Source organism: Agrobacterium sp. 22-226-1 (assembly GCF_053522345.1).
The window spans coordinates 71,861-94,855 of sequence record NZ_JBNWCP010000007.1 but is presented as its reverse complement, the minus strand read 5'-3'; the positions used below and the strand labels follow the sequence as shown (position 1 = coordinate 94,855).

Sequence of the window (22,995 nt, the reverse complement as noted above, 5' to 3'; positions counted from 1 at the left end):
TGATATGGCGTCACCAACGATAGGTCAGCTTGCCCATAACCGTTCTTCCGTCACCGTAATAGCATCCGAAAGTGGAGCAACTAGAAATATATTCTTTATCAGTCAAGTTTTGCACCAGAAGCGAGGCGCGGTAGCCGTTCCTCTCGTAATGCACACCGAGATCGAGCAGGGCGAGGCCCTTCATCTCGAAGGTATTGGCGGCATCGCCATAGCGTTTTCCGACATAACGCACACCGCCGCCGATGCCGAAACCCTCAAGTGCGGTATCTTCCGGGAAAGTGTAATCCAGCCAGAGGCTTGCGGCGTGCCGGGGCGTGCTGTCCAGCTCCTTGCCGTTATTCACGCGGCCGGAGACCTCGCTGTCCATGTAGGTATAGGCTGCGCGCAGGTCGAGCCCGTCGGCAAGGCTTGCGACGCCTTCAAGCTCGAGGCCTTTCACATGCGCCTCGTCCATCTGCTGCGTCACGCCGCCCACCGTCGTCGTGACGTTTTTCTGTGTCAGATCGTAGATCGCAGCGGAAAAGAAACCGTCGAAACCCTCGGGCTGGTATTTGACGCCCGCTTCCCATTGTTCGCCGGTGGTCGGTTTCGGCGCATCGCCGACAGCCGGCTGCGGCACCGGCTCGAAGGAGGTCGCGTAGCTGACATAGGGCGCGATGCCGCCATCGAACAGATAGCTGACGCCGACGCGGCCGGTCAGCTTGTGATCGTCCTTGTCGAGCGAACGGTAGGTGGTGCCGTTGAAGGTCGTGCCGCTGGTGCTTGCCCAGTCCTGCCGCAGGCCGGCGGTGACGCGCCAGTTCTCGAAGGCGATCTCGTCCTGCGCATAAAGGCCGATCTGGGAAATATCCGTCTTCACATCGGCATAAAGCGTGCGCGAGGTGAGGCTGATCGGCCCGCCATAAACCGGATTGACGGGATTGAGCGGCGTCGCGGCCCAGAATTCGGTTTTGACGTTATTGTCGAAATAACGGTAGTCCAACCCGACAAGCAGGGTGTGGTCGATCGGCCCCGTGGAGAACTCCGCCTGCAGGTTGTTGTCGATGTTGAAAGTGTTCAGCAGCTCGTCCTGAAACGTCGCATTTCGGCGGATGAGATTGCCGATCATGCCGCCGCTGGTCGAAGACATGCCGAGCGCGCGGTATGACCAGTCGAAATTGGAATAACGCGCATTCTGCCGGAAGGTGAAGGTCTCGTCGAAACGGTGCTCGAATTCATAGCCGATATTGGTGAATTTGCGGCTCGACGTATCGAAGGACGGATCGCCGACATAAAAGCTGCGGTCCAGCATATTGCCGGGTCTGAGATAGGTCAGCGCCGGCGGCAGGCCGGAGGGCGAACTCGGATTGTCGTGCTGATAGGAGGCAAGAACCGTCAGCTTCGTATCCTCGTCCGGCTGCCAGGTCAGCGCCGGTGCGATGAAATAACGGTCGTTCTGCAAGTTGTCCGTCTGGGCATGGGCGTTGCGCGCAAGGCCGGTCAGGCGATAGGCGAAACTGTCGCTATCCGCCACCGGGCCGCCAATATCGAACATCGACTGGTAATAGTCGAAGCTGCCGATCTGCACACCGACTTCGCCGAACCGTTCGAAGGTCGGCCGCTTGCTGATGAGATTGATGAGGCCGCCGGGATTGCCCTGCCCGAAAAGAACGGAAGCAGGCCCGCGAATGACTTCCACGCGCTCCAGGCCGTAGACCTCATAGGAGGGCGCACCGGCGGTACGCATCAGCCGCAGACCGTTCAGGAACTGCAACTGGTTTCCCTGGAACCCGCGAATGCGCGGCGCATCGAAACGCGGATCCGCCCCAAACGGCTGCGCGACGACACCCGGAACATAATTCAGCGCCTCGCTGAGATTGCGAACATTCTGAGCATCCATCTGGTCCTTGGTGATGACGGATACGGATTGCGGCGTCTCGATCAGAGATCGCCCCGTCTTGGTGGCGCTGGCGCTGGTTTTCGCCACATAGCCTTTCACTGGCGCCTTGGGGTCCTGATTTTTGGCGCCCTCCACGGTGATGGCCTGCAGCACCGTCGTACCGGCCTCCTGCGCAAGGGCGGAAGCCGGAGCCAAAAAGGCCACATAAGCGACGACGGCGCAACCGCCAACCAGAATGGAAATGTGTTTGGTTTTTCCCTGCACCCCAAGACCCTTCATCACCCGCGCCACCATAAGGCGGTATTTTTCTGGAGAATTTAAGTCATCTTATTACGCAAGGGACAGATTGCGATCCAATAAGCGCAGCCGGTTTTTTTCAGAACTATTGATTATGAAAACTCGCAACGATAATAGCTTGGAATTATTCAAATCTGCCGGAAAGGCCGTGACGATGGGCAGGAAACCGGCAAGCCGGGCAGAAACGTTCGAATTACGCCACCTGCGCTATTTCACCACGCTAGTGGATGAGCGCAATTTCGAGCGCGCCGCCGCCCGCCTCGGCATTGCCCAGCCGGGCTTGAGCCAGCAGATCATGGCGCTCGAACAGATTGTTGGCATGCCGCTTCTCGACCGGACGCGCCGCTCGGTGAAGCTGACCACGCCCGGCCAGCTTCTCTACGAGGATGCCCGGAAAATCCTCGCCAATGCCGAGGCGACGCTTGCGGCGCTCAAACGCGTCGACCGCGGCGAAACCGGGCGCATTTCCATCGGTTATGTCGCCTCGGCCGCCTATTCCGGCCTGATGATCCGGTCCATCGCCAGTTTCCGCGCTTCCCATCCCGATGTGGAGCTGCAATTGATCGAAATGGAGATGCGGCTGCAACTGGCCAAGATTGCCGACGGCAATCTGGACTTCGCCTTCATCCGCCCGCCCGCGCCTGTTCCGGAAGGTGTGACAACCCATGTGGTGCTGCGCGAACCGCTGATGGCCGCACTTCCTGAAAACCATCCCCTGGCCTTTGCGCTGCAGGTCGATCTGAAAAACCTTGCCGGCGAGACCTTCATTACCCCGCGGCAACCGCCGGATGTCGGCTTTCACTACAACACGATAGAGGCCTGCAATGAAGCCGGGTTCCAGCCGGCGATCACCCCGGAAGGCAGGGACTACACCACGATTGCCAGCATGGTGGCCATCGGCCTCGGCGTCGCGCTGGTGCCGCGCTCGCTTAATTGCCTGAGGCTGCCCGGTGTGCGCTACGTGCCGCTTGCGGCCAGTTCCACGACCTCGGACCTCGCCATCGCCCACCGGAAAACGGAAGCCTCTCCCGCCGTCAGGGCCTTCATTCTCCATATGCGCAATTGAAGCGGCAGCACCCGCCCGCCTGTCGATCCCGTGGACGAAAAATCCGCCATCACCCGTTTGCGCCGCATCGGTAGCAACAGGCGGGGGCGGCGTAACCGCATGGGATTGCGAAAAGAATGACGCGCTTGCGGGCCGGCCGAAAACAGGAACGAAATCCTGTCCGGATATTTCCTGTCCCCGCTTTTCCCCGTGGCCGCAGCGCACCCCATAATCGCGGCAGATTTCGATTTACGGGAGACAGCAATGGCTGAGACTTACGAACACCACGCCGCCGGCCTCGAATCCCCGGCATCCCACGCTTTCGATGTGGTTCCGGACGATGCGAGCCCGCTTCCTTCCCCCACCCGCGCCATCTATGTGGGCAATGGCGGCCATCTCTGCCTGACCCTGCTTTCCGGGGCGACGGTGACCTTCCAGAACCTGCCCGCAGGCAGCCTGCTGCCGGTCAGGGCCACGCGCATATTTGCAACGCGCACCACCGCCACAGGCATCGTAGGCCTCAATTAAGGGCTCTATCGTCTCGACTATCTGAAACACCACCACCGAGCGGCCACGACGGAGTGTGACACTTTCATGACAAGCTTTCAGGTTGATGTCAGCAAAATGACGCATCCGCCATTGATCGGCCCATGCGGCAGCCAGGAAGGCGGCGTTTTCGCCCCGTCTCCGTTGCCGCCGGCCTATTGGAAATCTGGTGGATCTGACAGTGGCTCTTTTTACCGCGAAAGCGACGGGAACAGTAACATATCGTCCGGAAATCGGCAGCGTGCCGCTCAGCCTGCTGACGACGGCCTATCTGCTGTTTTTCACGAACCGGACATTCTGGTCGAAGGTTCACACCTATCTTTCCGCCTATCCGGTCGCCATCGTCGCGCTTTATGCCGCCATGGCCGCCTTTCTCGGCGCCCTCATCATCATTTTTTCCGCCAAATATCTCATCAAGCCGTTTTTGATCTTCGTGATCTTCGCGGCGGCGGCCGCTTCCTGGTTCATGGATCGCTACGGCATCGTCATCGACAGCGACATGATCCGCAACGCCATGGAGACGACGCAGGCGGAAGCCGGCAATCTGATCACGCCCGGCTTTCTCTGGCACATGGCGATTTACGGACTGGTGCCGTCCCTCCTCATCGTCACCGTGCGTGTGCGCCATCGACCGATCCTCGACAAGCTTTTGTGGAACACGATCAGCATCCTGATCTGTCTTTCCATCGCCGGCATCATCAGCTTCGCCAATTCCAAGACCTTCACCACCGCCGTGCGCCAGCACAAGGATATCGTCAAAAGCGTCAATCCATTGTCCCCGATCATGTCGGCCATTCACTATTTCACGCTGGCGGGCAAGGAAGTCGATATTCAGGTCAGCCCGGTCGGCGGGGATGCAAAGGTCCTGCCTTCATTGGGCGGCGTCCGCAAACCCCGCATCACCGTCATCGTGGCGGGCGAGACCGCGCGGGCCGCGAACTTTTCCCTGAACGGCTATGGGCGCGATACCAATCCCGAACTCGCAAAACGCGGCGTGATCTATTTTCCGAACACGACCAGCTGCGGCACCGCGACGGCGATTTCCATTCCCTGCATGTTCTCGAAGTTCCCGCGTTCGCAATATAGCCACAAAAAGGCGCTCGCCAATGAAAACGTCATGGATGTTCTCGTCCATGCCGGGGTCAGCGCGACATGGCTGGACAACAATACCGGCAGCAAGAACGTGGCTGACCGCATCCCCTATTTCGACCTGCCCTCCACCAATGACAGCCGCTTCTGCACCGGCGGGGAATGCCGCGACGATATCTTCTTCGACAAGCTCGACTCCTGGCTCAACAACGTCACCAGAGACAGCGTCATCGTGCTGCACCAGATGGGCAGCCACGGGCCGACCTATTATCTGCGCTATACCGACGAATTCCGCAAATTCACCCCGGATTGCCGCACGGCCGAGCTTGGCAACTGCTCCGACGCGGAGATCGTCAACTCCTACGACAACACGCTTCTTTATACCGACCATTTCCTCTCCACCGTGATCGACAAGCTGAAGGCCCGTTCCGACAGGCTGGCGACGGGCATGATCTATGCGTCGGACCACGGTGAGTCGCTTGGCGAGAACGGCGTCTACCTGCATGGCGCGCCCTATCTTTTGGCGCCCGACCAGCAGACCCATGTGCCGTTTCTCGTCTGGTTCGACGACGACTTTGCGAAATCCATGGGGCTCAACAAAGCCTGCCTCGCAAAAACCGCGGCAGAGGGCGGGCGCTCGCACGACAATTATTTCCACAGCATCCTTGGCATGATGAATGTCTCCACTTCGGTCTACGATCCCTCGCTCGATGTGTTCGGCGGCTGCACCCAGCGCCAGAACAGCTGAAACACCGTGCTTGACGCTTATCCGGAGAAAGAGATACGCAGGACGAAGCGATAGAGGGAGCTGTCTTGCGGGTTCTGCTTGTTGAAGACGATCATGTGCTGGGCGAAGCGCTGCGGGACCATGTCGCGGCGGCGGGCCATGCTGTCGACTGGTTCAAGACGCTGGGCGACGCCATGGCGGCGACGCTGACGATGGGTTACGGCCTCATCCTGCTCGACATGCGCCTGCCGGATGGCGAGGGCATCACCCTTCTGCAAAGCCTGCGCCAGCGCGACGACGCAACACCGGTGATCATTCTGACAGCCCATGACCAGGTCTCCGACCGGATTGCCGGGCTGAACGCCGGTGCGGACGATTATCTGGTCAAACCTTTCGATCTCAACGAGCTTTCGGCCCGCATGCTCGCGGTCTCGCGCCGTTACGAAGGGCGCTCCGCTCCCGTCATCCGCCTGCCCGGCATCGAGATCAACCAGGTGGCGCGCAATATCACGGTCGATGGAACGGCGCAGACGCTGAGCGCCCGGGAATGGGCTGTGCTGGAAAAACTCGTCGAACATCCCGGCGCGGTCGTCTCGAAAGCGCAATTGCACGACACGCTTTACGAATTCGGCGCGGAAATAGAAAGCAACACGGTCGAGGTCTATATCAGCCGGCTGCGCAAGAAAATCGGCCATGACCGCGTCGAAACCGTGCGCGGCGTCGGCTACACCATCCGATAGGCAGAATTACAAGCAGGCAGACATGGCCAGACCGACCAGCATGACCCGCAAGCTCGTGACGGCGCTGACCAGCGTTGTCGCCATATCCTGGCTTCTCGCCTGCGGGCTGGGCGTCATGGTGATGCAGGACGAATTCGCCGAAATTTTCGACGCCGGCGTTGAGGAAACCGCCGAAAGACTGCTGCCGCTGCTGGTGGACGACCTCAGGGAAAACAATACCGCGCCTGCCGCGCAAAAGCTCAACCAGACGTCGGAACGGGCGGAATATCTGACCTATCAGGTGCGCGACCGGGAAGGACAGGTGGTGCTGCATTCGCATGACAGTTCGACGGAGCCTTTCGAGGTCTCGCTCGAACCCGGTTTTTCCGAAACCGCGACCCAGCGCATTTTTACGGTTGCGACACCGGACGGCAATTATTTCCTGCAGGTCGCCGATGCCTTCGCCAATCGCCGCGAGGCGATCGAAGAGGCGGGCACCGCGCTGCTGCTTCCCGTTCTCATCCTCATTCCCGCCAGCATTTTCGCCGTCATTGTCGTGGTGCGCAGAACGCTGCGACCGATACAGACCCTGCGCGACGACATCGGCAAAAAGGACGGCGGCAATCTCGCACCGCTGCCGACGCAACCCTTTCCGGGCGAACTCCATCCCATTGCCCGTTCGGTCAATCTGCTGCTCGGACGATTGAGATCGGCAATCGAGGCGGAACGGGAATTCACCGCCAACAGCGCCCATGAATTGCGCACGCCGATTGCCGGCGCGCTGGCGCAGGCGCAGCGGCTGCATGCCGACATTCCGCCGGAACTTGCGCCGCGTGTGGAAAACATCGAAAAATCCCTGCAGCATCTCGCCCACCTGGCCGAAAAACTGCTTCAGATGTCGCGCGCGGAAGCGAGGATCGGGGTCACCGACACGGCAAACGATCTCATCCCCGTTCTCGAACTGGTTATCGACGACATGATGAGAACGGCCATCGGTTCATCCCGCATCCGCTTCAGCAATCGCTGTGAAGGCGGCCTCTCCTGCAGGATCGGCGCGGATGCCTTTGGTATCATCGTCCGTAACCTCCTCGAAAATGCGCTGATCCACAGCCCGGCGGAAAGCCCGGTGCAGGTCGTCGCCGAAGCGGACGGCACGATCCGCATCGTCAATTCCGGGGCGACAATCGATGCGGCACTCCTACCCAAGCTGACGACGCGTTTTACCAGGGGCCAGACCACGGCGGACGGAACCGGGCTTGGCCTTGCCATCGTCAAGAGCCTGGTGGAGCAGGCCGGCGGAGAGCTGGTGCTTTCCTCTCCGGCACCGGGCCGGCAGGACGGTTTTGAGGCCCGCATCGTCCTTCCCGCCGAAACCGCCTGAATGCTGAAAAGAAAAAGCCCCGTCGGAAGAACGGAGTTTTTTCCGGTCTGGATGGCGGTCGCTCAATCCTCGTGGATATGGCTGTGATCGCGCGTATCGCGCATCTTCACATAAACCACCAGCGACAGGGCGATCATGATCGTCACATACCAGAAGAACCAGTTTTCGTGGCCGATCTGCTTGAACTTCAGGGCCACGAATTCCGCCGTTCCGCCGAATATGGTGTTCGCCAGCGCATATGGCAGAGCCACGCCAAGCGCGCGGATATGGGCAGGGAACATTTCCGCCTTCACCACCGCATTGATGGAGGTATAGCCGGTGACGATCAACAGGCCGACCAGAACGAGAGCGAAAGCCATGATGGGATCGGTCGTCGTCGCAAGCGTGCTGAAGATCGCATAGGTGAACAGCGTTCCGAGAATGCCGAAGCCGACCATCAGCGGCTTGCGGCCGATCCTGTCGGACAGCGCACCGGCAATCGGCTGGCACAGCATGAAGACGAAGAGCGCCGCCGTGGTGATTTCCGTGGCGCTTTCCTTGCTGAAGCCGGAGGTGTTGACGAGGAATTTCTGCAGATAAGTCGTATAGGCATAAAAGGCGAGCGTGCCGCCGGAGGTGAGCGCCATAACCATCAGCGCTTCCCTTGGATAGTGCTTGAACAGCGCCCATCCGCTGGACTTCGGCTTGTCGGCAGCGCCGGTCTTGGCGTTTTCGAAGGACTGCGTCTCGACAAGGCCGCGGCGGATATAAAACACCGCAATCGCCAGAAGGCCGCCAATGAAGAAGGGAATGCGCCAGCCCCAGGAGCCGAGCTGTTCCGGCGTCAGAACCCGCTGCAGCACCAGAAGCACCGCCAGCGCCAGAAGCTGACCGGAAATAAGCGTCACATACTGGAAGCTGGAGAAGAAACCGCGGCGGTTCTTGCCGGCCATTTCGCTGAGATAGGTTGCGCTGGCACCATATTCACCGCCAACGCTGATGCCCTGCAGAAGCCTTGCGAAAACCAGAATGGCCGGCGCGGCAATGCCGATCGCCTCATGGCCGGGCGTAATCGCGATCAGCAGCGAACCGAGACACATCAGCGTGACGGACAAGGTGAGACCGGCCTTGCGGCCCTTGCGGTCGGCATAGGTGCCCATGAACCAGGCCCCGATGGGCCGCATCAGAAATCCGACGGCGAAAACGGCGGCCGCGCTCAAAAGTTCGGCGGTCTGGTTTCCGGAAGGGAAAAACACCGGCGCGAAATAAAGGGTGAAGGCCGAATAAACGTACCAGTCGTACCATTCGACGAGGTTGCCAGCCGATCCGCCGATAATGGATTTCAAACGGGTTTTCTGGTCCGGCGCGGTGGCGGGACCATTTGCCATAATATTCACGGGTAAACTCCAATTCATCTTCGTCTGGAGATGGAAGGGCGAACAGAAGGTGTGATAATTTGTCGCTCTCGGTGGGGGTATATACCCGTCATGTTGCAGTGCGCAAGTTTATACCGCATCGCAATATTGCCGAAAAACCAGCCAAACCCGCCCCCCTGTGATCCGCCTTGTAAGCCGCCCGCGCTCAAACTAAAAAATATCAATGATTTACGATATATCGGACGTTCAGATCGAAAAGCTTCTTATTGCCGCCGCCCGTGCCGGCGAGGCGCTGGCGCGGCTGGACGAGCGGATCGACCGGTCACCGATGAAACACGGCTTCATCGAAAGACAGGATTTCACCGATGCGATTTCCTCCATGTGGGTGGACGGCGAACTCGTTCACATGGAAGATCTGGTGCTGCATGACGCGCATATGGATGTGCGCGCGCCTACCCATGAAATGACGGCGGCGCACCGGATTCTCCGCTCGAGACGGCTGATCTTTTCCAATGCCCCAGGCTGGGCCTTTACCGCGCCGGGCCTTTCAAGGCTACGCGGCAGGGGGGCACTTGCCGAAGAGCCAGCGCCTCCCAGACAAACGCTCGATCACTACCGCGATGAAGACACCGACGCGGAGGTGGAGGAAACATCGCTGGATGGGGCTTTTTCCGAGCTGGATGCGCTTCTGGCGCGAAGCGCGGCAACGCTCGATGCGATCACCACCGGCACCGCGCTTCCGCCAATGCACAGGGAGGAAAGCCATGCGATCATCAACGAACCCGACTGGGACGAGGATGAGCGGCTGAAAGAATGGTGGAACGTCCATGCGCGGACGGAGGAACTGCCGGCGATTCTTCGCACCGCCATCCTGCTCGACGCGTGGAACATGATCGAGGTGCTGCAACGCAGCCCCTGGCTCGGCCGGCTTCTGGCCTCCGCCTTTCTGCGCGACGGCGCTGTCACGCCCGATCACCTGCCGGCCCTCAGCGCCGGTCTCCGCGCGGTCCCACGGGAGCGCCGGCACGCCCGAAACCAGACGCACCGCGTTCTCGCACTTCTCGACAGCTTTTACGAAGCGGCGCAGGCCGGCATGAAGGAACATGACCGGCTGGCCCATGCGCGTGAACGCATGATGCGCAAGCTGGCAGGCCGGCGCTCCTCCTCCCGCCTGCCGGAACTCGTGGAGCTTGTCGTCTCCCGACCGGTGGTTTCGGCGGCGATGATCGTCAAGGAACTCGGCACCACGCCGCAGGGCGCGATCGGGCTCGCCAACCAGCTGGAACTGCGGGAAGTGACCGGTCGCGGCCGGTTTCGCGCCTGGGGCATGCTGTAACGAAAGCCGCCCCCCCGCCCCTCGCAAGAGCCCGAGAAAATAGCAGTTTTTCGGCCTTTTTCCCGGCAGCGCGTGCTGCAGGGATGCAGCGATCACGAATCTTAACAAAATTTAACTATTGCGTAGGTCGATGAAGCCGCTATGTTCCTCGCTGCGTTGCAGCACCGATTTTCTTCTCCGGCAACGCGGTCGCATTCGGCCCCGGCAACTTTTCTTTGCCGCCCGCATTTAAGTGTCCATTCTGAGGGAGATGCAATAATGACAATTTCAATCTCACAACCCGATTCCGATCACGAAACAGATGCTCCTTTTGCCAAAAAGGTTCTGACCGCGCGCAATCTCGCCGGATATACGGTCGAACAGCTTGCCGTGACCTGCGGCCTGACGACCAGCGAAATACGCGCGCTCGAAGACGGCACGGACAGCGATCCGCTGCGCATCAGACGCGTTGCCGCAGCCCTTCATATTCCTGTCGAAACCGTTATCTGATCCGCCTTAGCGATCATCAAAAATCTCAGCGCCGCCGGGGACGATTGTTCCCGGGAACATCCGGGCGGCGCGCGTGGCCCGATGCCGCCTATCCCTTCCGGAACATTTTCCGCGCCCCTCTCTTAACATTTTCGTTATCCGGCACCACATGGGGTTCACGAGCGACCATGTTGGCCGAGTGCGACATGTGCCCCGCTTGTGCGAGAGCAGCAACAACCTCCGGAATCCTGCTATGACACTAAGTCTCGACACCGAAGAACGGGTTTCTTCAGCATTGGATGAATTGTGGCCAGCGGAAAAGACGGAAATTCTCGACTGGTTGATCACCGGCACCAAGGACGAACGCTTTATCGACGAAATATTCGTCGAGCTCTGCAACAGGCTGCGGGCGAGCGGAATTTCCGTGGCGCGGGGCGTTCTCGCTTTCCGCATTCGCCATCCGCAATGGCTTGGCGCGCGCATTCTGTGGAAAGCCGGCCTGTCCTCCGCCGAGATCGCCACCTATGGCTATGGGTCTGAAAATACGCCCGAATATCTGAACAGCCCTATCAACGACATTCATCAGGGCGCCACCGAAGTCCGCCACCGGCTGAACGGAGAGGACATCAATGAGCCCGGCTATACGATCTACGAAGACCTGCGGGCCGAGGGGCTGACGGATTATTGCGCCTGGCCGATCGAACACACCTTCGGCAAGCGCCATGTCGCCACCTTCTCCAGCGACCGGCCCGGCGGTTTTTCCGACAGCGAAATCCTCGCCTTGAAAAACCTGCTTCCGGCGCTCGCACTCGTCAGCGAAATACGCCTGAAAAACCGCATGACGCGCACCCTTCTGGAGACCTATGTGGGACCCCATGCCGGCGAAAAAATCCTCAATGGCGCTACCACGCGCGGCAGCGGCATGACGGTGGGTGCGGCGATCCTGATCTGCGACCTGCGCAATTTCACCCATATTTCCGACCTTTGGCCGCGTGACGATGTCATCGAGCTTCTCAACGGTTATTTCGACGCCATGTGCGATCCCATCGAGGAATTCGGCGGCGAAATCCTGAAATTCATGGGCGACGGGCTGCTGGCGATTTTCCCGCTCAGCGACCCGCAGGCCTGCGAAAACCTGCTGAAGGCCATCGCCAGCGCGCAGAAGAGCCTCGTTGCGCTGAATGAAATCAATTGCCGCAAGGGCCACGATCCCCTGGGTTACGGCATCGGCGTGCATGTCGGCGATGTCATGTATGGCAATATCGGCTCGAAAACCCGCCTCGATTTCACCGTCATCGGCCCTGCCGTCAATATCGCCTCGCGGCTGGAAACGCTGACCAAGGAGACCGGGCGCAATGTGCTTTTCTCCGAGGAATTCGTGCGCATGGCCGGATATCAGGGAAAGCTGGAAAATCTCGGCCCATGGCTGCTGCGCGGCCTCGAAACCCCGGTCGAAGTATACGCCCTGCCCCACAATGCGGCCCTGACAGCTTCGGCCGATTGATTATCGCGAAGGGCTTTAACGACACCGGCCATCCGCGCCGCATGACCTTTCCGAAGAGCGATTTCGGCCGTCTGGATCATCGTCAAAACGCTTGACACGTCTGCGATGTCGATCTAGCAAAATGGAACATATATTCCATATCGAAACATTGCTTGCATTCATATTCTGTCTTTCCGGGAGTGAGGGACAGGTATGAGAAACCGGAGGAAAGATGGTTACGAAATTGGCACTGCTCGGCGCTGGACGGATCGGCAAGGTCCACGCCAAGGCGATCACCACCGACAGCCGTGCACAGCTGGTGGCCGTTGTGGACGCCATGGCCGGTGCTGCGGAAGCAATCGCCCGCGAGGCGCAGTGCAAGGTCAGCACGATCGATGAGGTTCTGGCCGACAAAACGATCGACGCCGTCATCATCTGCACCCCGACCAACACCCATGCCGACCTGATCGAGCGTTTCGCCCGCGCCGGCAAGGCGATCTTCTGCGAAAAGCCCGTCGATCTCGATGTCGCCCGCGCGGAAGCCTGCGCCAAGGTGGTCGAGGAAACCGGCGCGAAGGTGATGCTCGGTTTCAACCGCCGTTTCGACCCGCATTTCCAGGCCGTTCACAAGGCAATCGACGATGGCCGCATCGGCAAGGTGGAAATGGTGACCATCACCAGCCGCGACCCCGGCCCGCCGCCGGCCGAATATATCAAGGTCTCCGGCGGCATTTTCCGCGACATGACCATTCATGATTTCGATATGGCCCGTTTCCTGCTCGGCGAGGAAGTGGAAAGCGTATTCGCCACCGGTTCCGTCCTCGTCAATCCGGAGATCGGCGCGCTGGGTGATTTCGACAGCGCCAGCATCATCCTGACGACGAAAAGCGGCAGGCAGGCGATCATTTCGAATTCCCGCCGCGCGACCTATGGTTACGACCAGCGCATCGAAGTGCACGGTTCGCTCGGTTCGGCAGCGGCCGAAAACCAGCGTCCGGTTTCCATCGAAATCGCCAATGCGGATGGCTACACCCGCCCGCCGCTGCATGATTTCTTCATGACGCGTTACACGGCGGCCTATGCCGCGGAAATCACCGCCTTCATCGACAGCATCGAAAACAATGTCGCGCCGTCGCCCTCCATCAAGGACGGTCTGATCGCGCTGAAACTGGCCGACGCCGCGCTGAAATCCGCGACCTCGAAGACGGCCGTGAAGATCGGCTGAAACCACAACCGGGACGCCGAGCGTCTTGCTGAACCTTCTGTCCGCCGCGCAACCGTTGACGGCGGACAGCCCTGCCTGTCCCAAAGCCCTCGGCAGCGGGCCAATATCATCAAGGCTTTACGTCGACTCGAAGCGCGTCGCACCTTTCAGATTCCACAAGTCGCGCCTCTAAGATTCCATAATAGGTCGGCACACCCCACCGCCCTCATTCCTGTGCTTGTCACAGGAATCCAGCCGACGCGTGTCTACGCGGCGAGAAACACTCCTTTCAGCCCAAGGACTTGGGCTGGCTGGATCCCTGTGACAGGCACAGGGATGAGGAGAGAATGCAGCAAAAGCATGTACCAGCAATCGCCCCTTTAAAAGGCAGCTTCCACACTTGCATGGCAGCTATTCGGAAAATAAGGTTGTCTGACAAGGTACGGCCGTAACATATGGCTGTTACCCACCTCATTCACCCCGAATACTCTTTTGCCGGCGGCAGTCGGATAGCGGTTTTTTCATGCCATCACCCAGGACCGGCTTTCTTTATGCGCTTGTCGCTTTCACGATTTTTGCGGCGCAGGATGGCATATCGAAACATCTGGGCAGCGCCTATCCGCCGGTTTTTATCGCCATGCTGCGATACTGGGCCTTTGCCGTCTTCGTACTTTTGATGGCCGCAAGATCGGCGGGCGGCATTCGGGGCGCCGTCATGGCCAACCGTCCCTGGCTGCAGATCGGCCGCGGCGTGCTTCTCGCCGTGCAGATCGTCATTTCGATCTTCTCCTTCGCCGTCGTCGGGCTGGCGCACAGCCATTCCATCCTCGCTTCCGCACCGCTGATCGTTGCGGCGCTGTCCATGCCTTTGCTGGGGGAACATGTGGGCTGGCGGCGCTGGAGCGCCATTTTTGTCGGCTTCATCGGCGTTCTCGTCATCCTCAAGCCGGAGGGCGACGGTTTCGACAACCGGCTGATGATCACCTTCGTGGCCACCTTCATGCTGGCGCTCTACAGCGTCCTGACCCGCCTCGGCAGCAAAAGCGATTCGGCGATGACAAGCTTCTTCTACACCGGCGTGGCCGGTGCGGCGGCCCTGACGCTGGTCGGCCCGTTTTATTGGGTCAGCATCGAGCCGCAGGATTGGGGCTGGATGCTGGCGCTATGCATTACCGGCATGAGCGGCCATTATTGCCTGATAAAGGCGTTCGAACTGGCGGATGCGGCCTCCGTGCAGCCCTTTTCCTATTATCAGCTGGTGCTCGTCTCCATCATTGGCGTCACCGTCTATGGCGAAGTGGTGACGTCCAACATGGTCATCGGTGCAGCGATCGTCATTGCCGCCGGCCTCTTCACCATCTGGCGCGAACATGTGGTTGCCCGCAAGAACCGCCGGGAGACGAAATAGGCAGCCGGCGCTGGAAAGACCCTAGACGAGAGCCGCCTCACACCGCAGCAGCATACCGAACAGATCGCGCGGCTCATCCGGATCGGCCAGCAGATCGAGCTCCGTATAAAGCCCGGTGGATGGCAGCTTCGAGCGCACGTAACGCAGCGCCGAAAAATCTTCCGTCGCGAAGCCGACACTGTCGAACAGTGTGATCTGCCGGTCGCTTGCCCGCCCCTGCTTTTCACCGGTTATGACCTGCCAAAGCTCGATGACGGGATAATCCGCCGGCAATTGCTGGATTTCACCTTCAATGCGCGTCTGCGGCGGATATTCGACGAAAATATCGGATCGAAGCAGAATATCCCGGTGCAACTCCGTCTTGCCGGGGCAATCGCCGCCAACGGCGTTGATGTGAATGCCGGGCCCGACCATGTTGTCGGTCAGGATCGTCGCATATTGCTTGTCGGCGGTGACGGTGGTGATGATATCCGCCCCTTCGACCGCTTCCTGTGCGCTCTCACAGATCTTGATGGCAAAACCCTGCCCGGCGAGATTGCGGGCGCATTTTTCGCTGGCGGACGGGTCGATATCGAATAGCCGCAGCGTGTCTATGCCAAGAATCGCCTTGAAGGCGCGCGCCTGGAATTCGCTCTGGGCGCCATTGCCGATGATGGCCATGGAGCGGGAATTCTTGCGGGCGAGATATTTTGCGGCGACAGCGGAGGTGGCGGCGGTGCGCAGCGCCGTCAGGATGGTCATCTCGGTCAGAAGCAGCGGATAACCATTGCCGACATCGGAAAGCACGCCGAAAGCCGTTACCGTCTGGCGGCCTTCCTTCATGTTCTTCGGATGGCCGTTGACATATTTGAAGCCGTAAAGCGTGCCATCGCTGGTCGGCATCAGTTCAATGACGCCTTCCTTCGAATGCGATGCGATGCGCGGCGTCTTGTCGAAGCTTTCCCAGCGGCGGAAATCCTCTTCCACCGCATCGGCAAGCTCGCGCAGGAACGTATCGATGCCCACGCGCAGCACGAGTTTCATCATGTGATCAACGCTGACGAAGGGCACGATATTGAGATTCGGTATCACGGTCATCGCATCACCTCTTTCAGCCGGCCCGTGTCGGGCGGTCCATAACCCGCTTGCCCATCAGGCTGGCGGCGAGATCCACCATCAGCGTCGCGGTTCTGCCGCGCTCGTCGAGAAACGGGTTGAGCTCCACCAGATCGAGACTGCAGACCAGCCCGCTATCATGCAGCATTTCCATGACCAGATGCGCCTCGCGGAACGTCGCGCCGCCCGGAACCGTGGTGCCGACGGCCGGCGCGATGGACGGCTCGAGAAAATCGACATCGAGGCTGACATGCAAAAGCCCGTTTGCCGCCTGAACCCGCGCCAGAAACGCCCGCAGCAGAACGGCGACGCCATGCTCGTCGATCGAGCGCATGTCGTGCACGGTGATGCCGCTCTTTTCCAGTGCGGCCCTCTCCGCCGGATCCACACTGCGGATGCCGATCATGCCGATATTGTCTTCCGGAACCGCATGGGAAAGTGGCGGGAAATAACCGGCAAATCCCTCACGACCACTGAAATAGGCGACTGGCGTGCCGTGCAGATTGCCGCTGCGTGTCGTTTCAAGCGTATGATAATCGGTATGGGCATCGAGCCAGAGCACGAAAAACGGCCGGCCGGTCTCTGCCACCCGGCGCGCCATGCCGGCAACCGTCCCTGCGGAAATCGCATGGTCACCGCCGAGAAAGATCGGCACGGCATCCGCGCTTTCACGATAGGCAGCCTCCGTCAGCGCCTCGGTCCAGGCCACGGTTTCGGACAGATGGTGCACGGCGGGATTGGGATGGTTAAATTCGCGGAAGGTCGCCGGCGTCACATTCCCTGTATCAACAACGCGATGCCCCAGTTCTTCAAGGGCATGGGCAAGCCCCGCGACACGATAGGCGCTCGGCCCCATTTCGCATCCCAATTGCCCGGCCCCGATCTGCAGCGGCGCACCGATCAACCTGATTTCCATTCCCGTCCTCGCTTTCCTGCCAACAAGCCCAGTTCACCACAGTGATCTGGCGAAATGAACATCAAATATTGGCAATATTGTCGAAATAAACTATCGATCTGGTAAAATTGATTTATCGAATTGGTCACATGGATAATCTCGACGAACGGCTCATCACCCTTTTGCGACACAATGGCAGGCGCAGCATTTCCGATCTCGCAATCGAGACGGAAACCTCGCGTGCGACGGTGCGCTCGCGCATCGAAAGAATGGAGAATGACGGTACCATTATCGGTTACACCGTCATTTTGCGCGCCGATGCGGTGGAGGCCGCGATCCGCGGCATCATGATGATCGAGATTGAAGGCCATGTGACGGACCGCGTCATCCGCACCCTTGGCGGTTTTCCGGAAATATCGGAAATCCATAGCACCAACGGCCGCTGGGACCTGATCGTGGAACTCAACGCCGCCACGCTCAGCGATTTCGACGCGGTGCTCCGCCGCATCCGCCTGGTGCCCGGCATCACCGGCAGCGAGACCAGCCTTTTGCTCTCCACCCCGCGCTCCACCCGGGCACGCCTCTGAACCGGGGAGCAAAACGCAAAACAAGGATAAAACGCATTTTTCGATTTTTTCGACTTGCGCCCCGGAATAAATCATCTATATGACGACCCACCAAAGCGAACGCGCCACGCGCTTTAAAGCTTTTGGGGAATAGTTCAATGGTAGAACAGCGGACTCTGACTCCGTCGATCTTGGTTCGAATCCAGGTTCCCCAGCCAAATTTCTCCAAATGAAATCAGCTTCTTGAGTTTTGAATATTGCACGGCATCGCGACGTCCCGTGCCCGGCATCGTTCATGCGCGATAAACAACCGCTCCGCCCGTCATACCGGCACCGGCGGCCGTCAAAAGCAGTGTTTCGCCTTCCCCGAAAGGCCTTTCGGCATTGGTGACGGAGAGCGAAAGCGGAATGGTGGCGGCGGAGGAATTGCCGAAGGTTTCTATGGTGCGCACCGTCTTTTGCCTGTCAACGCCGAGATTGCCGCAGACGGCGTCGAACATGCGGGCATTGGCCTGATGGGGTACGAAAAGGTCGATATCGGCTGCCGTCGTTCCGGCTTGATGCAGCACCCTTTGCGAGGTCTCGGTCATCAGCGTCACGGCACGGGAGAAGACTTCGCGGCCGTCACGCATCGTCATCAGCGCCTCCTCGGCGGATGTATCGGCAGAGAAGGGCTGGCTGCTGCCTCCCGCCGCTATCTGGATCAGATCGTAACCGCCGCCATCCGCAACGAGATCGGCGGACAAAAGCCCGCGCTGCGCCTCGCGGCAAGGCTTGAGTACGACGGCGCCGGCGGCATCGGCGAACAGGACCGCGCTTGCCCTTTCCGCCGGATTGATACGACGGCTCAATATATTGGCGGCAACGATGAGGACGGCGCGACCGTGGGTGCGGACAAAACCGTCCGCAAGGGTGAACGCATAAAGAAAGCCGGAACAGGCCCCGGCGAGATCGATCGCGCCGGATCGGGCAAGGCCCAGCCTGTGGGCGAGCAGCGGCGCCGAGGGCGGCAGAAGGTGATCCGGCGTGGAAGTCGCAAGCAGCGTCAGCGCGATCTCGTCGGAGCCGATTTCGGCATCTTCCAGCGCCATGCGGCCGGCTCTCGCCGCAAGGCCACTCAGAGTGTCACCCTCTTGCGCCCAATAGCGCGTGCGGATGCCGGTGCGCCGCTCGATCCAGCCGGCTTCCAGCCCGAGACTGGTCTCTATCTCGGCATTGTCGACGCATCGTGACGGAACAGCATGACCAAAACCGGCCATGCGGGAAGAACGGGTCTGCATTGTCAGGACTTTCGGAGACGGTTCTGGAACAGGCTGAACATGACGGCACCCGTTTTCACGCGATACCGAGCGCGCGCGATTTTAGCGAAGCGGTTTCGGTGACGATCCCGGCCACCTCATCGATGGCGTCAAAGGCGCTGGCCAGATCTTCCGCCGTCGAACAATAGGGCGGCATCAGGTAAAGCACATTGCCGAGCGGGCGGATGACGAACCCGCGCTCGCGGAACAATTGCCGCATTCGCGGCCCCGCCTCGGCGAGATACCCGCCGGCGGGCACCACAAGATCGAGCGCCGCGATGGTTCCCATCTGCCGGATGCCGGTGAAACGCCGGTCCTCCGCAAATCGCCGGAGATTGTCGCACAGCACCTGTTGCAATTGCCCGATTCGTTGAAGCACGGGCTCATCCCGCCAGACCTGAAGATTGGCGACGGCGGCAGCGCAGGCGATCGGATTGGCCGTATAGGAACTGGAATGGAAAAAGGTCTTGCGGCGATCCGTCGAAAAATGCGCGTCGAAAATCTCCGCGCTGCACAGCGTTGCCGCCAGCGGCAGAGAGCCACCCGTAAGCCCTTTGGATGTGCAGAGAATATCCGGGGCAATGCCGGCCTGTTCGCAGGCGAACATGGTTCCGGTTCTGCCCCAACCCGTCATCACCTCGTCTGCAATGACGAGGCAGCCATGGCGTTCGGCGATCTGTTTCATCCCGGACAGAACATCCGCGCGGTAAGTCCTCATGCCGCCCGCCCCGAGCACCAGCGGCTCAACCAACAGGGCGGCGATACGGCCTGAACGGCAGAAGTTTTCGAACATGTCCAGCGTGTGCTGTTCGTTGCCCGCTTCCGGAAAAGCCAGCCGGTCGACGCCGAAGAGCAACGGTTCGTAAGCGGCATTGAAGACGCCGCGCTCACCGGTCGACATGGTGCCGATGGTGTCGCCGTGATAGCCATGCTCCATCACCACGATACGATCGCGCTTTTCTCCGCGATTGTGGAAATATCCCAGCGCCATTTTCAGCGCCACCTCAACCGCCGTCGAGCCGCTATCGGAATAAAACACATGGCTTAGCCCGGCGGGCGCAAGCTCGATCAGCCCGCGCGCCAGCGTTTCGGCGGGTTCATGGGAGAACTCGGCGAAAATGACCTGATCGAAGGCCTCTGTCGCGGCGCGGATGGCCGCCATGATCGCCGGATGCCGGTGCCCGTGGGTGATGACCCACCAGGAGGAAATGGCGTCGAACAGGCGATTGCCGTCCTCATCGACGAGAAATGCGCCTTCCGCTGATACGACGCGTTTCATCGGCGGTTCCAGCCCATGCTGGGTGAAGGGATGCCAGACAGGGGAACGGCTCATGCCGGCGCCTCCAGAAAATCAGCGAGATTGAAGTGTCGGGCAAATGCCCGATGCAGCACCTCTGATGTCATCTCCGGCAGAAGCGGCAAACGGCCGAGCGGGCGAACGGCGCCGATATTGGCGATGACGCGCTCATTTTCCCGGTTCTCGTCTCCGATGAAGACCACGCCCTGCACGGGAATGGCGCGATGCCGCAACGCCTCGAGCGAGAGCAGCGTGTGGTTGATGGTGCCGAGAGACGTTCTTGCGCACAGCACAAGCGGAATTTGCCAGCGCGCGAAGATATCGGCGAAGAGCACCGTGTCCGTCAGCGGCACCAGAAGCCCGCCCGCCCCTTCGATCACCAGCGGTCCATCCGTTTGCGGCGGCAGCAGCAGCGTGGGGTCGATCGTTACATTCTCGAGGCGGGCCGATAGATGCGGCGAAGCCGGCATTTTCAGGCGATAGGCCTCCGGCAGGATGCGCCCGCGCGGCACGCCACCCAGCCGTTCCACCGTCTCGCTGTCTGTTTCTTCCTCCAGCCCGGATTGCACGGGTTTCCAGTAACATGCCTGCAGGGCATGGGTCAGCGCTGCGGAAAAAACCGTCTTGCCGATGCCCGTATCGGTGCCGGAGATAACGAAACGAGGGCTCATCTTCGCTCCTCCGCCAAGGAAAGGGCAAGCAGCCCGATCATATCGGCGATCTGGCTCTCATCCACATTGAGCGTGATGGCGATGCGCAGGCGCGCCGTGCCCTCCGGCACCGTCGGCGGGCGGATCGCGCGTACATCGAAACCGCCCTCCCGCAGATGCGCGGCGATACGAAGCGAGCGGGCATTGTCACCGATCATCACCGGCAGGATCTGCGAACCGCTGGGCTCAACGCCGAGCCGGGAGCGAAGCTCCTCGCCGGCAAAGTTTACCAGCTCCGCCAGCCGCAGGCGTCGCCATGGTTCATCGGCGACGATGCGCAGGGCCTCCCGCACCGCCGCCGCCATCAGCGGCGAAGGCGCGGTCGAATAGATGAAACCACGGGCGCGGTTGACGAGGTAATCGGCAAGCACCGCCGGCAGGCTCAAAAGCGCGCCGGAAAGGCCGAGCGCCTTGCCGCAGGTGTGCAATGCCACCACATTGCCCCGGCCTTCCAGCTCCGCGGCAAGACCACGCCCGCCGGGGCCGAAAACACCGGTGGCATGGGCCTCATCGACGACAAGGAAGCCTACGTGTTGCCCGGCAAGATCAGCCAGGGCCGAAAGGGGCGCACGGTCGCCATCCATGGAATAAAGACTTTCGACGGCGATCCACGGACGGCCCCGGCCACCCTCTTGCCGCCAGCGGATTATTTCCCGTTCGAATGCCTCGACCTGATTATGCGGCACGGCGATCGCCTTCGCCTTGCCGGCTGCAATACCGTCATGGACGCTGGCATGGATCAGGGCGTCGTGAAGAACGAGGTCTTCCCGCAGCGGCAATGTGGAGAACAGCGCGACATTGGCGGCAAAACCGCTGCCGAAATAGATCGCTTTTTCCGCACCGAAAAGCGCCGCCGCTTCTGCTTCCAGCGCCTCATGTTCGCGGTGGTTGCCACGCAGCAGCCGCGAGCCGCCGGCCCCCACCGGCACGCCCCTTCCGATGGCGTCGGCAAATGCCGCCTTCAGCCGGGGTGAATCGGCAAGGCCAAGATAGTCATTGGAGGTGAAATCGATCCCCTGTTGAGGAGCGAGCGCGCGCAGCCGCGATTTGCGCTCCAGGCCGGCAAGCTTCGCCTCATAGGGGGAGAACGCCGCGAGGTTCACCGGCAACCTCCCGCCTCCCCAGACTGCAATTCCGTGGACTGCAGTTCCATCGGCTTCAGGCCCAGACGGCGGAAAAGCGCCGTATCGTGGTCCTCACCCGGATTATCCGCCGTAAGCAGCGTCTCGCCGATGAAGATGGAGTTGGCGCCGGCCAGGAAACAGAGCGCCTGCGTCTCATCGCTCATCTCCGTGCGCCCAGCCGAAAGCCGCACATGCGAACGCGGCATGAGGATGCGCGCCAGCGCGATGGTGCGGACGAAATCGATCGGATCGACGGGATCGGCCTTGGCAAGCTTCGAGCCGGGGATCGGGATCAGCATGTTGATCGGCACGCTTTCCGGCGGCACCGGCAGATTGGCGAGCGTCACCAGCATCGAGATCCGGTCTTCCACCGTTTCCCCCATGCCGAGAATGCCGCCGGCGCAGACCTTGATGCCGGCATCGCGGACATTGGCAAGCGTTTCCAGCCGGTCCTCGAAGGTGCGGGTGGTGATGATCTGCGAATAGAACCGCTCGGAAGTGTCGACGTTGTGGTTGTAGTAGTCGAGACCGGCATCGGCCAGCCGTTCGGATTGTTCCGGCGTCAGCATGCCGAGCGTCATGCAGGTTTCCATGTCGAGCGCCTTCACGCCCTCGACCATGGCCACCACGGCCTCCATGTCGCGCTCCTTGGGATTGCGCCATGCAGCACCCATGCAATAACGCGTCGCGCCGCCTTCCTTCGCCTTACGCGCTTCAGCCAGCACCCGCTCCACTTCCATCAGTTTGGAGGCCTTGAGGCCGGTGGGATTGCGGGCGGACTGGCTGCAATAGCCGCAATCCTCCGGGCAGCCGCCGGTCTTGATGGATAAAAGCCGGCTCATCTGGATGGCATTGGGATCGAAATGACAGCGATGCACCTGCTGGGCGCGGAACAGAAGATCGTTAAACGGCAAATTATAGATAATTTTGGCTTCTTCGAGCGACAAGCCGTTGCCGAAACCCACAATCGGAGCTGGATTTCTGTCGATTTGCGTGACGATCTGGTCCATCTGTCGATCTTTCCCTCAAAATAAATAGATAGAAGTTCTTTTTATCTATTTTTTTCGAACCGC

General features: G+C 60.3%; 20 protein-coding genes and 1 tRNA gene. 12 read left to right on the top strand and 9 right to left on the bottom strand.

The genetic code is table 11. The features are described 5' to 3' along the window. Window positions 1-10 precede the first annotated feature (10 nt). The gene (locus ACQZ5K_RS14070; RefSeq protein ID WP_174058391.1) at window positions 11-2,173 is read right to left on the bottom strand and encodes a TonB-dependent siderophore receptor; all 2,163 of its coding nucleotides are present in this window, start codon (window positions 2,171-2,173) and stop codon (window positions 11-13) included. Window positions 2,174-2,330: 157 nt separating this feature from the next. On the opposite strand from ACQZ5K_RS14070, the gene ACQZ5K_RS14065 reads away from it, so the two are divergent. From ACQZ5K_RS14065 to ACQZ5K_RS14045, 5 genes are all read left to right on the top strand, one after another. Continuing rightward, window positions 2,331-3,242 (top strand): LysR family transcriptional regulator, encoded by a 912-nt coding sequence (locus ACQZ5K_RS14065; protein ID WP_059756184.1) that lies wholly within the window; start codon window positions 2,331-2,333, stop codon window positions 3,240-3,242. A 243-nt stretch (window positions 3,243-3,485) separates the two neighbouring features. Then, window positions 3,486-3,749, top strand: coding sequence for a spike base protein, RCAP_Rcc01079 family (locus ACQZ5K_RS14060; RefSeq protein ID WP_174058390.1), 264 nt, complete (start codon window positions 3,486-3,488; stop codon window positions 3,747-3,749). Window positions 3,750-3,936: 187 nt separating this feature from the next. Next, window positions 3,937-5,604: a phosphoethanolamine--lipid A transferase gene (locus ACQZ5K_RS14055; RefSeq protein WP_174058389.1), complete on the top strand. Its 1,668-nt coding sequence runs from the start codon at window positions 3,937-3,939 to the stop codon at window positions 5,602-5,604. 65 nt (window positions 5,605-5,669) lie between these two features. Beyond that, window positions 5,670-6,323, top strand: a complete 654-nt coding sequence (locus tag ACQZ5K_RS14050) for a response regulator transcription factor (RefSeq protein WP_020010073.1) — start codon at window positions 5,670-5,672, stop codon at window positions 6,321-6,323. Window positions 6,324-6,345: 22 nt separating this feature from the next. Next, window positions 6,346-7,683, top strand: coding sequence for a sensor histidine kinase (locus tag ACQZ5K_RS14045; protein WP_174058388.1), 1,338 nt, complete (start codon window positions 6,346-6,348; stop codon window positions 7,681-7,683). Window positions 7,684-7,745: 62 nt separating this feature from the next. Here ACQZ5K_RS14045 and ACQZ5K_RS14040 read toward each other — a convergent pair whose 3' ends face one another. Beyond that, window positions 7,746-9,050, bottom strand: a complete 1,305-nt coding sequence (locus tag ACQZ5K_RS14040; protein ID WP_020809219.1) for an MFS transporter — start codon at window positions 9,048-9,050, stop codon at window positions 7,746-7,748. Window positions 9,051-9,261: 211 nt separating this feature from the next. Between ACQZ5K_RS14040 and ACQZ5K_RS14035 the strand changes: the two genes are divergently transcribed. The 5 genes from ACQZ5K_RS14035 (at window position 9,262) to ACQZ5K_RS14015 (ending at window position 14,937) form a co-directional block, all read left to right on the top strand. Continuing rightward, the gene (locus tag ACQZ5K_RS14035) at window positions 9,262-10,374 is read left to right on the top strand and encodes an RHE_PE00001 family protein (protein ID WP_448740651.1); all 1,113 of its coding nucleotides are present in this window, start codon (window positions 9,262-9,264) and stop codon (window positions 10,372-10,374) included. Window positions 10,375-10,632: 258 nt separating this feature from the next. Continuing rightward, a complete protein-coding gene (locus ACQZ5K_RS14030) occupies window positions 10,633-10,863 on the top strand; it encodes a helix-turn-helix domain-containing protein (protein ID WP_003522093.1) in 231 nt (76 codons plus the stop codon). Between the two features lie 232 nt (window positions 10,864-11,095). Continuing rightward, window positions 11,096-12,346: an adenylate/guanylate cyclase domain-containing protein gene (locus tag ACQZ5K_RS14025; protein ID WP_448740650.1), complete on the top strand. Its 1,251-nt coding sequence runs from the start codon at window positions 11,096-11,098 to the stop codon at window positions 12,344-12,346. A gap of 211 nt (window positions 12,347-12,557) precedes the next feature. Beyond that, the gene (gene iolG / locus ACQZ5K_RS14020; RefSeq protein ID WP_003522091.1) at window positions 12,558-13,550 is read left to right on the top strand and encodes an inositol 2-dehydrogenase; all 993 of its coding nucleotides are present in this window, start codon (window positions 12,558-12,560) and stop codon (window positions 13,548-13,550) included. 502 nt (window positions 13,551-14,052) lie between these two features. Next, entirely contained in the window at window positions 14,053-14,937 is an 885-nt protein-coding gene (locus ACQZ5K_RS14015) for a DMT family transporter (RefSeq protein WP_035264546.1), read from the top strand. 21 nt (window positions 14,938-14,958) lie between these two features. Here the strand turns inward: ACQZ5K_RS14015 and ACQZ5K_RS14010 are convergent, their stop codons facing one another. Next, on the bottom strand, window positions 14,959-16,014 hold the full coding sequence (locus tag ACQZ5K_RS14010) for an ornithine cyclodeaminase (protein WP_448736239.1): 1,056 nt from the start codon (window positions 16,012-16,014) through the stop codon (window positions 14,959-14,961). 13 nt (window positions 16,015-16,027) lie between these two features. Then, window positions 16,028-16,948 carry an arginase gene (rocF, locus tag ACQZ5K_RS14005; RefSeq protein ID WP_035264543.1) on the bottom strand — a complete coding sequence of 307 codons (921 nt, stop codon included), beginning with the start codon at window positions 16,946-16,948 and terminating at the stop codon, window positions 16,028-16,030. Window positions 16,949-17,076: 128 nt separating this feature from the next. On the opposite strand from rocF, the gene ACQZ5K_RS14000 reads away from it, so the two are divergent. Both ACQZ5K_RS14000 and ACQZ5K_RS13995 read left to right on the top strand, forming a co-directional pair. Further along, on the top strand, window positions 17,077-17,514 hold the full coding sequence (locus ACQZ5K_RS14000; RefSeq protein ID WP_003508428.1) for an Lrp/AsnC family transcriptional regulator: 438 nt from the start codon (window positions 17,077-17,079) through the stop codon (window positions 17,512-17,514). 123 nt (window positions 17,515-17,637) lie between these two features. Continuing rightward, window positions 17,638-17,711, top strand: a tRNA-Gln gene (locus ACQZ5K_RS13995). A 75-nt stretch (window positions 17,712-17,786) separates the two neighbouring features. On the opposite strand, the gene ACQZ5K_RS13990 is transcribed toward ACQZ5K_RS13995, so the two are convergent. The 5 genes from ACQZ5K_RS13990 to bioB are packed head-to-tail and all read right to left on the bottom strand — an operon-like array spanning window position 17,787 to window position 22,932. Next, the gene (locus tag ACQZ5K_RS13990; RefSeq protein ID WP_448740649.1) at window positions 17,787-18,773 is read right to left on the bottom strand and encodes a beta-ketoacyl-ACP synthase III; all 987 of its coding nucleotides are present in this window, start codon (window positions 18,771-18,773) and stop codon (window positions 17,787-17,789) included. 55 nt (window positions 18,774-18,828) lie between these two features. Then, window positions 18,829-20,124 (bottom strand): adenosylmethionine--8-amino-7-oxononanoate transaminase, encoded by a 1,296-nt coding sequence (locus ACQZ5K_RS13985; protein ID WP_448740648.1) that lies wholly within the window; start codon window positions 20,122-20,124, stop codon window positions 18,829-18,831. Further along, complete coding sequence (bioD, locus tag ACQZ5K_RS13980) at window positions 20,121-20,759, bottom strand: dethiobiotin synthase (RefSeq protein ID WP_448740647.1); 639 nt, start codon at window positions 20,757-20,759, stop codon at window positions 20,121-20,123. The genes ACQZ5K_RS13985 and bioD overlap by 4 nt, the downstream gene beginning before the upstream one ends. Further along, on the bottom strand, window positions 20,756-21,901 hold the full coding sequence (locus ACQZ5K_RS13975) for an 8-amino-7-oxononanoate synthase (protein WP_448740646.1): 1,146 nt from the start codon (window positions 21,899-21,901) through the stop codon (window positions 20,756-20,758). Before ACQZ5K_RS13975 ends, bioD begins: the two co-directional genes overlap by 4 nt. Further along, a complete protein-coding gene (gene bioB, locus ACQZ5K_RS13970) occupies window positions 21,898-22,932 on the bottom strand; it encodes a biotin synthase BioB (RefSeq protein WP_448740645.1) in 1,035 nt (344 codons plus the stop codon). Before bioB ends, ACQZ5K_RS13975 begins: the two co-directional genes overlap by 4 nt. Window positions 22,933-22,995 lie beyond the last annotated feature (63 nt).

What these genes read in the sequence shown, in the direction of transcription:
- ACQZ5K_RS14070 (WP_174058391.1), bottom strand. Translation starts at nt 2,173, where the DNA reads ATGGTGGCGCGGGTGATGAAGGGTCTTGGGGTGCAGGGAAAAACCAAA.
- rocF (WP_035264543.1), bottom strand. Translation starts at nt 16,948, where the DNA reads ATGGAAATCAGGTTGATCGGTGCGCCGCTGCAGATCGGGGCCGGGCAA.
- ACQZ5K_RS14045 (WP_174058388.1), top strand. Translation starts at nt 6,346, where the DNA reads ATGGCCAGACCGACCAGCATGACCCGCAAGCTCGTGACGGCGCTGACC.
- ACQZ5K_RS14015 (WP_035264546.1), top strand. Translation starts at nt 14,053, where the DNA reads ATGCCATCACCCAGGACCGGCTTTCTTTATGCGCTTGTCGCTTTCACG.
- ACQZ5K_RS14025 (WP_448740650.1), top strand. Translation starts at nt 11,096, where the DNA reads ATGACACTAAGTCTCGACACCGAAGAACGGGTTTCTTCAGCATTGGAT.
- ACQZ5K_RS14065 (WP_059756184.1), top strand. Translation starts at nt 2,331, where the DNA reads ATGGGCAGGAAACCGGCAAGCCGGGCAGAAACGTTCGAATTACGCCAC.
- bioD (WP_448740647.1), bottom strand. Translation starts at nt 20,759, where the DNA reads ATGAGCCCTCGTTTCGTTATCTCCGGCACCGATACGGGCATCGGCAAG.
- ACQZ5K_RS13985 (WP_448740648.1), bottom strand. Translation starts at nt 20,124, where the DNA reads ATGAGCCGTTCCCCTGTCTGGCATCCCTTCACCCAGCATGGGCTGGAA.
- ACQZ5K_RS14030 (WP_003522093.1), top strand. Translation starts at nt 10,633, where the DNA reads ATGACAATTTCAATCTCACAACCCGATTCCGATCACGAAACAGATGCT.
- ACQZ5K_RS14035 (WP_448740651.1), top strand. Translation starts at nt 9,262, where the DNA reads ATGATTTACGATATATCGGACGTTCAGATCGAAAAGCTTCTTATTGCC.
- iolG (WP_003522091.1), top strand. Translation starts at nt 12,558, where the DNA reads ATGGTTACGAAATTGGCACTGCTCGGCGCTGGACGGATCGGCAAGGTC.
- bioB (WP_448740645.1), bottom strand. Translation starts at nt 22,932, where the DNA reads ATGGACCAGATCGTCACGCAAATCGACAGAAATCCAGCTCCGATTGTG.
- ACQZ5K_RS14040 (WP_020809219.1), bottom strand. Translation starts at nt 9,050, where the DNA reads ATGGCAAATGGTCCCGCCACCGCGCCGGACCAGAAAACCCGTTTGAAA.
- ACQZ5K_RS14060 (WP_174058390.1), top strand. Translation starts at nt 3,486, where the DNA reads ATGGCTGAGACTTACGAACACCACGCCGCCGGCCTCGAATCCCCGGCA.
- ACQZ5K_RS14010 (WP_448736239.1), bottom strand. Translation starts at nt 16,014, where the DNA reads ATGACCGTGATACCGAATCTCAATATCGTGCCCTTCGTCAGCGTTGAT.
- ACQZ5K_RS13990 (WP_448740649.1), bottom strand. Translation starts at nt 18,773, where the DNA reads ATGCAGACCCGTTCTTCCCGCATGGCCGGTTTTGGTCATGCTGTTCCG.
- ACQZ5K_RS14000 (WP_003508428.1), top strand. Translation starts at nt 17,077, where the DNA reads ATGGATAATCTCGACGAACGGCTCATCACCCTTTTGCGACACAATGGC.